Below are 13,357 nucleotides of genomic sequence, written 5' to 3'. Positions count from 1 at the left end.
TCTCCCGCTCAGTGCCTGGTTTCGGGGCTGTCGTCGTCCCCGTCCGTCTCGTCGTCGGTTTCCTCGATCTCGTCGAAGCCGCCATCCTCGGGCAGCGCCACCTTCTTCTGGCGCAGCATCTCGGCGATCAGCTCGTCGGTCAGGACCAGCTTGGCATCCGACAGCCAGTCGAATTTCAGCCCGATGGTGACATCCTGGCCCTGGTCCTCGATCTCGACCAGCACCTCGTCGCCCTCGACCCCCATCAGCCCGCCCTTGAAGCGGCGGCGGCCGTCGATCAGTTCGGTGGTCTCGACCCTCGCCTCCCAGCCCTTCCAGATCTCGAAATCCTTCAGCCGGGTCAGCGGGCGGTCGATGCCGGGGCTGGAGACCTCAAGGATGTAATTGTCCTCGATCGGGTCCTCGACGTCGAGCACCGCCGAGACGGCGGTCGAGATCTGCGAGCAATCCTCGACCCCGATGCCGCCTTCGGGGCGGTCGGCCATGATCTGAAGCGTCTTTTCGACCCTGCCCGCCGCCCCCATCAGGCGCAGCCGGATCAGCTCGAATCCAAGGCCCTCGATCACCGGGCCGACGATCTCGGCAAGGCGGCGGTCGATGGCGGTTTTCGCGATCAGATCGGACATTCGGCTTCCAGACGGCTTTCATGCAAGGCAGGTGGCAAAACGAAAAAGCGGACCCAGCGGCCCGCTTGCGCTTTCCGGTAGCTTCAGGTTTGGACCCTGAAACCGCTGTTGCAGGCCATATAGGCCGGAAAAACCGAATCTGCAAGCCCCGAAGCCCGCGAATGCCCCGTCGCAAGCAGCGGGTCCCGAACGGCTGGCTTCGGCAATCCGTCGCGAAGTCCTTCGGGAACCCTTTCGCGCCTTGTGCGTTCAGGGGAAACAATCCGCTGGAAGGCTTGAGGATCGATACCATGGGCTGTTGCTCTCGGACGGGTGCCTGCCATAAGTTGTAGGCGTCAGAGGAGTGACCGATTTGCTTGCGCGACGTGCCGACAGAACCGCCTCCTTCAGGAAAACGGCCCTTCGCGCGGGAATGATCGCCGTTCTGACGCTCGGGCTCTCGCTGCAACCGGCGCCTGCGCTCGACCGGCTGGATTTCACCGTGGCGGGTGGGGACGAACGGCTGGAGCGCGTGGTGCGCGCTGCCTCCTTGCTGCTTCAGCAGCAGGCCGACGGCCAGACCGATGCCGAGGATCTCTTCGCCGCCGCGCGTTCGGATTACGGCCGCATTCTGGGCGCGCTTTACGCCTCGGGGCATTATTCGGCGGTGATCCGCATCACCCTGGACGGGCGCGAGGCATCGGCCATCGCGCCCCTGGACGCGCCCGCCCGGGTGGGCACGATCCGGGTGCAGGTCGATCCCGGCCCGGTCTTCACCTTCTCGCGCACCAGCGTTTCGCCACTGGCCCCCGGCACCGATCCCGCGACCGACCTGCCCTCGGGCTTCCGCCCGGGCGAGACGGCGGCGGCCGGGCTGATCAAGGATGCGGCCGACGCCGCCGTCCTGGGCTGGCGCGAGGCCGGACACGCCAAGGCCCGCATCAGCCGCGAGGACATCCTGGCCGATCACCGCGCCCGCACCCTTTCCGCCGACCTCCGCCTTGCCCCCGGCCCCGCCCTGCGCTTCGGCCCCGTCAGCGTGACCGGCGCCGAGCGGATGGAGGTGCGCCGGATCCTCAAGATCGCGGGCCTGCGCGAGGGAGAGGCCTTCAGCCAGTCCGAGCTTGACCGCGCATTGACGCGCCTGCGCCGGACCGGGGTATTCTCGACCGTCACCCTGACCGAATCCGACCGGATCCTGCCCGGCGACCTGCTGCCCATCGAGATCGCCGTCGCCGAACAGCGCCCTCGCCGCTATTCGGTGGGTGCGGAGCTGGCCTCGGTTGACGGGCTTTCGCTTACGGGTTCGTGGATGCACCGCAACCTGAGGGGCGGGGCCGAGCGGCTGCGCGTCGATGGCGCGATCACCAATATCGGATCGGGTAACAGCGGCATCGACTACGAGCTGGGCATCACCATCGACCGCCCCGCCACACTGACCCCGGACACGACCGCGGGCTTCAACTTCACCATCGGCCATCTCGACGAGGTGGATTACAGCGCCAATTACGCCTCGACCGGGCTGAACCTGACGCATTACTTCTCGGATCAGCTTACCGGGCGGGCCGGGTTCGCCTATTCCTTCGTCGATGGCTCCGACCCCGATGGCGATTTCCGCTATCGCAGCCTTTCTCTGCCCCTGGGGGCGACATGGGACCGGCGCGATTCCACCACCGACGCCCGGCGCGGCTTCTATATCGACGCCGACGCCAAACCCTTCCTCGGCTTCGGTTCCACCGGGTCGGGCCTGCGGCTGACCTTCGACACAAGGGGCTACCGCAGCTTCGGCGAGGCGGACCGGCTGACCATCGCGGCCCGGATCCAGGGCGGCGCCATCCTTGGCAGCGACCTGTTCGAGACGCCCCGCGACGACCTGTTCTATTCCGGCGGCGGCGGCACGGTGCGCGGCCAGCCCTATCGCTCGCTGGGGGTGCAGATGTCGCGCGGCGGCAGCGATTTCCTGATCGGCGGCACCCATATGCTGGCGGCCTCGGTCGAATTGCGCGGCCGGATCACCGAATCCATCGGCTTCGTCGGCTTCGTCGACGCGGGCAGCATCGGCGCCGAGGGGTTCTTCGACGACCTGGGCGACTGGCACGCGGGCGCGGGCCTGGGCCTGCGCTATGAGACCGGCTTCGGCCCGATCCGCTTCGATGTCGCCGCCCCGGTCGGGGGCGATACCGGCGACGGGGTGCAGATCTACATCGGCCTCGGGCAGGCGTTCTGATGCGCGCGCCCCTGCCTCTGCGCCCCTTCGTCCTGGCCGCCGCCCTCACTCTGCCCGCGCCGGTCCTGGCGCAGGAGGACGACCGCAGTTGGCTGACCGCCTTCCTTGAGGACAACCTCTCGGGCGCGGGCCGCCAGGTCACCATCTCGGGTTTCACCGGCGCGCTGTCATCGCGCGCGACGATGACGCGGCTGACCATCGCCGACGACGACGGGATCTGGATCACGCTTGACGATGTCGTGCTGGACTGGAGCCGCAGCGCGCTCCTGTCGGGCGAGGTCATCATCAACGAACTCAGCGCCGCGCAGATCACGCTGGAGCGGATCCCCGCGGGCGAGGAAACCGCTGTCACGCCCGAGGCCACGCCCGTCGAGATCACCCTGCCGGAACTGCCGGTCTCGATCGACATCGGCGAGATCCGCGCCGACCGCATCGTGCTGGGCGAACCCGTCCTGGGCCAGCCGCTTGAGGGCACGCTGCTGGCCAAGCTGCATCTTTCCGGCGGCGATGGCCTGGCCTCTTTCCTGATCGAGCGCACCGATGACGGACCCGAGGGCCAGATCGCGCTTGAGGCGAGCTATTCCAACACCAGCCGCCAGCTCGTCCTCGATCTTGAGGCGCGTGAGGCCGAGGGCGGGATCGTCGCCTCGCTGATCGACCTGCCCGGCACCCCGGCGGCGGCGCTTTCCCTGAAGGGCAAGGGCCAGCTTGACGATTTCGCCGCCGAATTCCGGCTGGAGAGCGAGGGCGAAGAGCGTCTGGCCGGGCCGATCTCCACCTCGGTCGACGCCAATGGCACCCGCGCCTTCGAGGCCCGGTTCGCCGGCAATCCCGCGCCGCTGTTCCTGCCCGAATATGCCGAATTCCTGGGCGAGGATCTGCGCCTCGACGTGGCCGGGCAGATCTGGCCCAGTGGACGGCTGCGGCTGGACGAATTGCGGCTCGACGCCCGCGCGCTCGGGCTTGAGGGCAGCGTCGAGATCGCGGGCGACGGCCTGCCCGAGAAGCTGAACCTGACCGCCACCCTGGTCGCGCCGGACGGAACCCCGGTCCTGCTGCCGATCGCGGGCCCGGCCGAGACGCGGGTGGAACGCGCCGATCTCAGCCTGCGCTTCGATGCCACCCAGGACAGCGGCTGGTCCCTGCGCCTGATCGCACAGGGGCTCGACCGCCCGGATGTGAGCGCCGAACGGCTGGCCCTGACCGGATCGGGCCGGATCGACCGCATCGGCCAGCGGCGCGGCGTCGGCGGCACGCTGAACTTCGACCTGGACGGGCTGGGCGGGCTGGATCCCGCGATCCTGGCCGCCGCGGGCCGCGACCTGGGTGGTCGGCTGCTGTTCACCTGGCGCGAGGGCAACAGCGCGCTGAACCTGCCGCAGATCACCCTGACCGGCGCCGATTACGGGCTGCGCGGCGGATTGCAGATCCAGGGCCTGGGCGAGGCCCTGCGCACCTCGGGCCGGATCGAGGTCGAGGCCACGGATCTCTCCCGCTTCTCGGCCCTGGCCGGGCGGCCCCTGGGCGGAGCGGCGGAATTCCGGGTCTCGGGCGAGGCCAGCGCGCTGACCGGCGGCTTCGACCTCTCGCTCGACCTGCGCGGGCGCGGCATCAGCGCCGATATTCCCGAGGCGGACCGAATGCTTGCCGGGGAATCCGTCATTCTCGCCCATGTCCGGCGCGACGAGACCGGGACCGTTCTGGAAAGCCTGGACGCCAGCGCCGCCAGCCTGCGGCTGAGCGCCGAGGGGCGGCTTTCCTCTTCGCGCGGGAACAGCCTGACCGGCACGCTCGACTGGGCCAGCCTTGCCGATCTGGGCGGCAGCTATGCCGGCGCATTGACGGCGCGCGCAGGCTTCGAGGGCACGCCCGAAAACGCCCGCATCACGCTTGACGGCGATGCCACCGACCTGCGGGTCGGCCAGGCCGAGGCGGACCGGCTGCTGGCAGGCCGCTCGGAGGTCAGCGCCGAACTCGCGCTGGAAGAGGGCGTGGCGCGGCTGGTCCGGCTGGTGCTCGACGGCCGCCACCTGACCGCCGAGGTGATCGGCGAGGGCACCGACGGCAGCCTGCGCGTGGCGGGGCGCCTGGCGGATCTGGCGCTTCTGGTGCCGGAATTTCCCGGCGCGGTCAGCCTGAGCGGGCGGCTCTCGCCCCGGGGCGCGGCGGGCTATGACGCCGATCTGCGCGTGCAGGGCCCGGCCGCCATCGACATGAGCCTGCGCGGCCTGCTTGCCGCCCAGCCCGACCTGCGGATCCAGGGCAGCAGCAATGCCGCCATCATCAACCCGCTGACAGATCCGGTCACCCTGGCGGGCCAGATCGGCTATGACCTGGCCATTGCGGGCGGCTGGACCCCGGCCAATGCCAGCGGGCGGGTGACGCTGTCCTCGGGCCGCATCGGCGTTCCGGCGCGCGGGCTTTCGCTGGAGCAGGTGGCGGTCGCCGCCGATCTTTCCGGCGGCGCGATGCGGATCGCGGCCAGCGCCGAGCGGACGGGGGGCGGGCGGCTGCGGCTGGACGGGCCCTTGTCGCTGAACGCGCCCTACAGCGCCGATCTGACCCTTTCGGTGCAGGAATTGCGCCTGCGCGACCCCGAGCTTTACGAGACCGTCACCTCGGGCGAATTGCGCCTTGTCGGCCCGCTTCTGGGCAATGCGCGGCTTTCGGGACGCTTCTCGCTTGGCGATACCGAATTGCGCGTGCCCTCGACCGGGTTTTCCAGCTTTGCCGAGATGGAGAACATCCGCCACATCGGCGACAGCGCCGAGGTGCGGGCGACGCGGGGACGGGCGGGCGTCAACGCCTCGGCCACGGGCGGCGCCGGGTCAGGCGGATCCAGCCTGCCCGACTGGGCGCTGGATCTTGAGATCGTGGCACAATCGCGGGTCTTCGTCCGCGGGCGCGGGCTTGACGCCGAACTCGGCGGCGCGATCCGGGTCGGCGGCACGCTGCGCAACATCGTGCCCTCGGGCGGGCTGGATCTGGTGCGGGGGCGGCTGGACATCCTTGGCCGACGGTTGGTGCTTTCCACCGCGAGCCTGGTGCTGGAGGGCGATTTCATCCCCTATCTGACGGTTCTGGCCACCAATACCACCGATGACGTGACCACGACGGTCGCGATCGAGGGCCCGGCGAATGCGCCCGAGGTGACCTTCTCGGCCAATCCCGAAATGCCGCAGGAAGAGGTGCTGGCCTGGCTTTTGTTCGGGCGCGGGCTCGACACGATCTCGGCCTTCCAGGCGGCGCAGCTCGCCAATGCGGTGGCAACCTTGGCCGGGCGCGGCGGCGAGGGGATCATGGCGCGGCTGCGGCGCGGCTTCGGGTTCGACGATCTCGACCTTTCCACCTCGGACGAGGGCTCGACCTCGGTCACGGCGGGGAAATACATCTCGCGCAATGTCTATACCGAGATCGGCGTCGACCAGGACGGCAACAGCCGCGTCAATCTCAACCTTGACCTGCGCCCTGGCGTCACCGTCAAGGGCCGCGTCGATTCCAGCGGCGAAAGCGGGATCGGCATCTTCCTCGAACGCGATTACTGAACCCGGCGGCCCGCCCGGTTCCCGGGAGAGGCCGGGGTCGGAGAAAATCAAAAGGCCGATCCTGAAGGATCGGCCTTTTGTCTTTTTCAGATTTCGCCCGCAGGCGAAACGATCAGTTGGTGCCGCTGCCGCTGCCGCTGCCGCCGCTGGCGGCAACGCCGATGGCGAGCAGAGCCAGACCGGCCACGATGGCGCCGCTGTTGCCAACGCTCGAAGCCGGGCCCGAGCTGCTGGACGTTTCGGTGATGACGATCGGCGTCGGCTCTTCGACAACGATGACCGGGCCGCCGGCAAGGGCAGCGGTGCCAACGCTCGACAGAGCGAACGCGGCGAGAACAACCTTCTTCATTTCATAGACCTCCAAGAAAATCTCCTCCTACGGATAACACCGACGGGGCCGCAAAGAAAGTCCAACCCACAAAACAGCGGGTATTGTGTCCAAGAAACCACTAAGGATTTGAAGTTTTAGGCGGTTCCTGTGCCGAAACCGCCAACCGAAACGGCGGATCGCCGCCGATCTGCCCGTCGGCGCGCCGTTTCAATCGACGATCCGCTCGAACTCCAGATAGCCGAGCAGCGGGCTGCCCCATTCGCGGGATTTTCGAATCGTCTGGCCCTCGAACCAGTATTCGTTCGCGATATTCCCGCTCGCACCCTCGCATTCTTCGACGATGTGGCGGGTCAGGTGACGCTTGCCCTGCACGGTGATCTCGACCGTGCCGCGCGCCTGCGCCCGACAAGAGAAGTCATATCGAAGCATGCGGTCCTCCTCTCCGAAGGAGAAATAGCTGCGGCCATGGCTGCCGCCGCCCAGGATCTGGCCGGGAGAGGGTGCCGACGACGACATCAGATCGGCGCCAAGGCCCCGCGTCTCGATCAGGATCCCGTTGCGGAAAGTGTAGAGCGAGCCATCCCCCGCCGCCCAGGCTTTGACCGCGCCCTTGTCGTCGCGCACAACGATGAAACCGTCCCCGCCCCAGCCGGGCAGGAAGACCCGCATCACCGCGACGCCGAATTTCTCGATCTCGGCGCGTGGCACATGCACGGCGGTCGGGCTGGCCTGACCGCCATGCGAAAGCAGGCCCGAGAGCGCCGCCCCGACCGAGGTATCCCTGACCGCCGCGCAACCCGAAAGGCACATGGCAAGCGCCAGAAAAGCCGACCTTACCGCCATACCCTGCTCCATTGATCGTCCAGACGCTCGACATGCTGGTCGCGGATCACGTCGTAAAGCCGGTTCTCGACATCCAGCCGCGCGCCGCCGTCGCGCTGAAGCGGTCGGATCAGCGTCGAGAATTCCTGCCGTGTCGGCTGGCCCAGGAACCAGTTGAAAGGCACCGTGACGCGGATGCCCTTGTCAAAGGACCCTTCGCCGAACACATCCGCGCTGACATCGGTCAGCGTGGCGAAGGCCCCCACGCGCCAGCCATTGCCGAATTCGCGATCGATCGACACCGTGGCGCCAAGATCGCCCGCCAGATAGCGCCCAACATCGATCTGGCCCAGGAAGCCGTTGCCCAGATCGTAATAGGCCGAGACATGGCCCGTCGCGATGGCATAATCGTAGTCGTTGAAGCTGAACCCGCCGTCCCGGTCGCGCTGCTTGGTGTAGTTCAGCTCGGCGCCGAAGGCCAGGCGGCTGTCCACCGGCTTCCAAAGGACTTCGCCCGAGACGCCGGCATGCATCCGCTCGATATAGCCGAGGGTCAGGCGGGTATAGATATTCTCGACGGGATGGGCATACCAGGCCATGTTCAGCCGCTCGAAGGTCAGCCCGCTTTCAACGGTGTATTTCTCGACATCGCTGCGCACCGGCGGCAGGCCGGTGTAATGGGTCAGGTGGTCCAGCTTGTCGAAATTGTCCCCCAGCCGCTTGTAGACCGAACCCGAGAACACCAGCCCCGGGCGCATCTCGTAGGAGGCGGCCAGCCGCAGGCCGATATCGCCGCGCAGCGGATCGACGGTGCGGGCCGTGGGCAGCAGGCTCCAGGAGAATTTCGGATAAAGCCCCTCCTGCGGGCCACGCCCGATCGTGCCGGGCTCGGCCGCGGTGACCGTGACGCGGCCGCGCAGGGCGGAATCGCTGCCCGCCACATGTTCGAGCGCCTCAAGATCCGAGCGTCGCAGCGTCACTTTCGACGCGGCCATGCCGCTTTCGACCGGCACGATCTCGAACACCTCGACCGAGGCGGGCATCACATGCGACAGCGCGCGGGCGGTGCGGCCCACCGCCTGCGCCGCGGCGTCGAAAGTCGTGTTGCGGATGCGGATCTGCACCCGACCGGCGCTATAGGCGAAATCCTCGATGAAGATGCCGTCGCGCTCAAGATAACCGGCCAGGTTGCGCCGCAGGATGGCATCGGCATCGGCCTGCGCGACCCATCCGCCGTCCCAGGCCTCGGGGTCGGCACCGCGCGACGGCCGCTGGCCCACACCCACCGGCGCGGGCCCCATCACCCCCACCGTGACGCGGTTCTTCGGGTTCACCACCGCATGGAAGGAGATCCCGACCTCGGAGCCGTAAAGCGAGTAGAGCCCGAGCCGCGCGTAGCGGCCCAGTTGATATTCGACACCGAAGTTGAAAGGGCTCGCCCGATCGAAGGTCTGGCGCAGGGCCGCCTCGGTCTCATAGGCGTCCGAGGAATATTCTGCCTTGAAGGTCCATTTGTCGGAAGCCTTCCACTCCACCCCGCCGAACAGCGCCGCCGGGCCTTTGAACCAGGTGTCCGGGTTGGGCCGCCCACCCCGACCCACCTCTGGCGCGGGCCGCGCGCCGAAAGGGGAACCAATGGAATTGTAGCTGCCAAGCCGCCCCCAGCCCAGGCCCGCCGTCAGCTTCAGCCGGTCGTCGAATGTCTTGGTCGCGGCCAGATATTCGCCCGAGACAACCCCCGTGCCCGCGATGTCCTGAAGCCCCACCGTCACCGAGGGCTGCCATTCGCTTTCGCGCAGCAGGTGGAACCGCAGGTCGAAACTGCGGTCGTTGTAGGAAGAATGGATGTTCGACGGATCCGACGGGTCGTTGTAGACCGCATTCCAGTTGCGGGTGTTCTGAAGCCGGAAGCTGCCCGACATCCAGGGGGTGATCTGGAAGGTGAGCGTCGAGCGCGCGACCGGGCCGAAGGCCGCGCCGGAGAACGAGAAGGTGCCATCGGGCATCGCCTCGCCCGAGGGCATGTCGATCAGGCCGGAATTGCCCCAGAGCCCGGGCGTTGGCAGCATCTCGGCGCGCGCGGGCCCGACGCAAAGCGCCGCGACCGCGACCGCTGGCATATGACGGATGAAGCTTGGCAAGACCGACCCTCCACTTTGCCATCTATCGGTCGCGGGCCGGAAAGGGGCAAGGAGAATTCGGCGCCCAGCGGAAAAGGCCGAGCCGAGGATCCGCGCCATCGAACGATCCCCCGCCATCAGAACACGCGCCATCACAGCACCCGGGCCGAGCCCATGGCGACGGCGGGCGCGGTTCGGCACTCGCCAAGTGCGACCGAAAGCGCAAGCGCGCGGGCGGAGCCCGCATCGCCGATGGCGATGAGCCGACCGAGTTCCTGCACCGCGACCGATACCGAAAGATCGCCGGTCGCCTCTTCGGCGGCGCGCAGGATCTTGGGATGGGGGGTCTTTTCCATGCCGCCGCCGATCAGCAATTCCTCATGCAGCTTCTCGCCCGGGCGCAGGCCAGTGACCTTGATCTCGATATCGCCCGTGGGGTTCAGCGCGTCGCGCACCGTATAGCCCGCGGCATGGATCAACTGCTCGGCCAGTTGCCGGATCCGCACCGGCTTGCCCATGTCCAGCACGAAGACATCCGCCCGCCCGGGCCGGTCCTCATCGCGGAAGGAGCCCGCGAGCAGCACCAGCCGCGCCGCCTCGGAAATGGTCATGAAATAGCGCGTCACATCGTCATGGGTCAGCGTGACCGGCCCGCCGCGCGCGATCTGCTCCTTGAACAGTGGCACCACCGACCCCGACGAGCCCAGCACATTGCCGAAGCGCACGATCGAGAACTGGGTGCGGGCCGCGCGGGCCGCCAGATCCTGCACCACCATCTCGGCCAGCCGCTTCGAGGCGCCCATGACATTCACCGGCCGCACCGCCTTGTCGGTGGAAATCATGATGAAGCGCCGCACGCCCTGCTTCAGGCAGGCATCGGCCAGGGTGCGGGTGCCCAACACGTTGTTGGCCAGCCCGGCGATGGGGTTGTTCTCGACCAGCGGCACATGTTTGTAGGCGGCGGCATGCAGGACGACATCCACGGCATTGTCGTCCAGCGCCTGGCGTGTCAGCCGCGCATCCGCGACCGAGCCCAGAACCGGCACGATCTCGGTCAGGCCATCGGAACAAAGTTCGCGCAACTCCTTGTCGATGGTGTAGAGCGCATGTTCGCTGACTTCGAACAGCACCAGCCGACGCGGATGACAGGCCAGGATCTGGCGGCTCAGCTCGGATCCGACCGAGCCCCCCGCCCCGCTGACCATGACCGAACGGCCGCGATATTCCCCCCCGCCCGAGGGGATGCTCTTGTCCAGACGGTCACGGCCAAGGAAATAGCCCGCCGACAGCGGGGTCAGCTTGTCCACCAGCACCTCGGTCCCGACGAGCTGTGCGAAAGAGGGCAGCACCTGCACCTCAAGCCCGAGCGCCTGCAACTGCCGACCAAGCCGCGCCTGTTTCGGCGCCGAAAGCGAAGGCATGGCAAGGATCACCCGCGAAATCTCGTAATTGGCGACGACCTCCTCGATCCGGCCGCCCGGATGGATGCGCAGCCCGGCCAGCCGCTCGCGCCGAAGGGTCGGATCGTCGTCGACGAAGGCCACCACCGAGATCGTCTCATGCGAGCGCAAGGCCGAGGCCAGTTGCAGCCCGGTCGTGCCCGCGCCGTAGATCAGCACCCGCACCATCGGCTTGCGGAACCTGAGCGCCCAGAGGAACAGTTGCAACAGCGTGATCCGCAGCCCGAAGGCGGCCAGGAACAGGATCAGCGTGAAGGCCAGCGTCCCGACCACCGGAAAGTTCAGCGCCGGAAGCATGGTCGCCATGAGCACCGCGCCGCCGACCATGGCGGCATAGGGGATCAGCCCGCCGGGGCCGAAGCTTTCGTATGATTTCAGCTTGATCCAGGGCAGGCCCAGCCCGAGCGAGGCCATCCCCCCCGCCAGCGCAACGGTCGGAAACAGCGGCAAGAGGCGGAAGAGCTGCTCGGTCGGCCAGATCTGGCCATAGGTGAACAGACAGGCCAGCAGGAAGGCCGGCGGCGCGATGATCACATCGGCCAGCCAGATGACCATCTGCTTGTGGCGGCGGGTCAGAACCTGCGAGATCCGAAAAAAATGCTTTCTGATCAGATCCATTCCCAACGTTCCCTGCCCCTTTCACCATTCACACCGCGGACAGGACCCCATCCGGGCAAATCATTCCGTCGGCGACCCGTCCGACACGCCCGGATCCCCCGGATCAGCGGCGTCGGCAGACCCGCCTCGCAGTCTCAAGCAAGATCACGAAATCACCACATATATTGCGATTCCGTTGATAGATGCCATCTAGCTGTGCTTTGCGCGGCACACAACGGCTGGAATAGACCCGATCGGTCTCCTCGGCGGTCCGGCAGGCGGAAAGCAGCCGCTCTTCGTGGCGGTGATAGCGAAGGGTCGCCAGTCCGGTCAGCCCGGGGCGGCTTTGCAGCACCTGCGCATAGGTCTCGGGAAAACGCTCGACGTAAAGCCGCAGCGGCGGACGGGGGCCCACGAAGCTCATGTCGCCGCGCAGGATGTTCCACAATTGCGGGATCTCGTCCAGACGGAAGCGGCGCAGGATGCGGCCCTCGGGGGTGATGCGGGCGGCCTTGTCGCCGCCCGACACGCCGCTGTCGGCGGCCGAGACGGTCATGGTGCGGAATTTCCACAGATCGAACGGGACCTGGGCCGTCTTCATCCGCTCGGAGCGATAAAGCACGGGTCGGCCGCTTTTCACCAGGATCCACAGCGCCAGCGCCAGCCCCGGCAGCAAGAGCACCCCGCCCAGAACCAGCGCCAGCACCAGATCCATCAGCCGCTTGGCGGGCGTCATCCGCCGTCCTCCGCCAGTTCGGCCAGCAGCGCCCCGGGATCGGTCGGCGGCATCGGGCAAAGCGCGCGCAGCCTGCGCGTGGACATCACCGCGACCGGGACCGCCGCCGGGGTCGCGCTCCAGGACCAGTCCCGCCCCGCGGCCTCCAGCAGATCGGCCATGCCCAGGGGCGGATCGCAGGCAATGTTCAGGGCCGGGGGCAGCGCCGCACCGCGCCCCGCCAGGCGGGCGAGGCAACCGAAGGCGCGCGCCAGCCCGCGCGGCCCGATCCAGGACCGGAGCGGGCCCGCCGCGCTGCCCGGAACCGGATCGAGCCGGATCGGCTGCGCCGACGGACGCGGGCCGAACAGCGCATCGGCGCCAAGGACATTGCCGATCCGCAGCGCCGTCACCGGCAGCCCGCCCGCCGCTCGGGCCATCCGGCGCTCGGCCTCGGCCTTGGAGCGGCCATAGTCGTTCTGCGGATCAAGCGGCATGTCCTCATCAAAGGGCGTTCCCCGACCGGGGCCATAAACCGCGATGGTCGAGGCCGCAAGCAAGGCCCGCGCGCCGTTGCGGCGGCAGGCCTCGGCCAGTCTTTCCGCCATCTCGGGATTGCGCGCGAAGGCGTCGGCCGGCCCGCGCACCACCGCCGCCAGATGCAGGACCACCGCGCCCCGGGGCCAGTCCGGCACCGGGCCCGAAAGGATGTCCCAACCGATGTCCCAGCCCGGTCCCCGCCCGCACCACAGCACGCGCACTCCCTCGGGCGGCGCGGCCCGCCACGCCCGGGCGATCATGCCCCCCAGCCGTCCGCCCACGCCCGTCACCACAAGCTCGACCATGCGCGATCCTCCGCCGCCAATCAACTACCCCCAGAGTTACCCCCAGCTTTCTACGCCGGATCGGCGGGCGCCGATTGACCCCGACCCCCC

9 protein-coding genes are annotated in these 13,357 nt (G+C 68.1%); 2 read left to right on the top strand and 7 right to left on the bottom strand.

The features are described from left to right. Positions 1-8: 8 nt before the first annotated feature. The gene (gene rimP, locus ABNX41_RS02025) at positions 9-626 is read right to left on the bottom strand and encodes a ribosome maturation factor RimP (RefSeq protein WP_438668047.1); all 618 of its coding nucleotides are present in this window, start codon (positions 624-626) and stop codon (positions 9-11) included. A gap of 412 nt (positions 627-1,038) precedes the next feature. Here rimP and ABNX41_RS02020 point away from each other — a divergent pair, with 412 nt between their 5' ends. After that, a complete protein-coding gene (locus tag ABNX41_RS02020; RefSeq protein ID WP_438668046.1) occupies positions 1,039-2,832 on the top strand; it encodes an autotransporter assembly complex protein TamA in 1,794 nt (597 codons plus the stop codon). Beyond that, a complete protein-coding gene (locus ABNX41_RS02015) occupies positions 2,832-6,377 on the top strand; it encodes a translocation/assembly module TamB domain-containing protein (RefSeq protein WP_438668045.1) in 3,546 nt (1,181 codons plus the stop codon). The genes ABNX41_RS02020 and ABNX41_RS02015 overlap by 1 nt, the downstream gene beginning before the upstream one ends. 112 nt (positions 6,378-6,489) lie before the next feature. Here the strand turns inward: ABNX41_RS02015 and ABNX41_RS02010 are convergent, their stop codons facing one another. The 6 genes from ABNX41_RS02010 to ABNX41_RS01985 form a co-directional block, all read right to left on the bottom strand. Beyond that, positions 6,490-6,741: a hypothetical protein gene (locus ABNX41_RS02010; RefSeq protein WP_438668044.1), complete on the bottom strand. Its 252-nt coding sequence runs from the start codon at positions 6,739-6,741 to the stop codon at positions 6,490-6,492. Positions 6,742-6,915: 174 nt separating this feature from the next. Beyond that, entirely contained in the window at positions 6,916-7,551 is a 636-nt protein-coding gene (locus ABNX41_RS02005) for a YjbF family lipoprotein (protein WP_438668043.1), read from the bottom strand. Continuing rightward, on the bottom strand, positions 7,542-9,671 hold the full coding sequence (locus tag ABNX41_RS02000) for a YjbH domain-containing protein (RefSeq protein WP_438668042.1): 2,130 nt from the start codon (positions 9,669-9,671) through the stop codon (positions 7,542-7,544). Before ABNX41_RS02000 ends, ABNX41_RS02005 begins: the two co-directional genes overlap by 10 nt. Positions 9,672-9,802: 131 nt before the next feature. Further along, positions 9,803-11,728: a polysaccharide biosynthesis protein gene (locus tag ABNX41_RS01995; protein ID WP_438668041.1), complete on the bottom strand. Its 1,926-nt coding sequence runs from the start codon at positions 11,726-11,728 to the stop codon at positions 9,803-9,805. Between the two features lie 103 nt (positions 11,729-11,831). Next, entirely contained in the window at positions 11,832-12,443 is a 612-nt protein-coding gene (locus ABNX41_RS01990) for a sugar transferase (protein WP_438668040.1), read from the bottom strand. Continuing rightward, entirely contained in the window at positions 12,440-13,267 is an 828-nt protein-coding gene (locus ABNX41_RS01985) for an NAD-dependent epimerase/dehydratase family protein (protein WP_438668039.1), read from the bottom strand. Before ABNX41_RS01985 ends, ABNX41_RS01990 begins: the two co-directional genes overlap by 4 nt. Positions 13,268-13,357: the final 90 nt, after the last annotated feature.

This window comes from Pseudogemmobacter sonorensis (assembly GCF_042762395.1).
GTDB lineage: Bacteria > Pseudomonadota > Alphaproteobacteria > Rhodobacterales > Rhodobacteraceae > Pseudogemmobacter > Pseudogemmobacter sonorensis.
The sequence above is the reverse complement of the archived record's forward strand: the minus strand, read 5'-3'. Positions and strand labels throughout refer to the sequence as shown.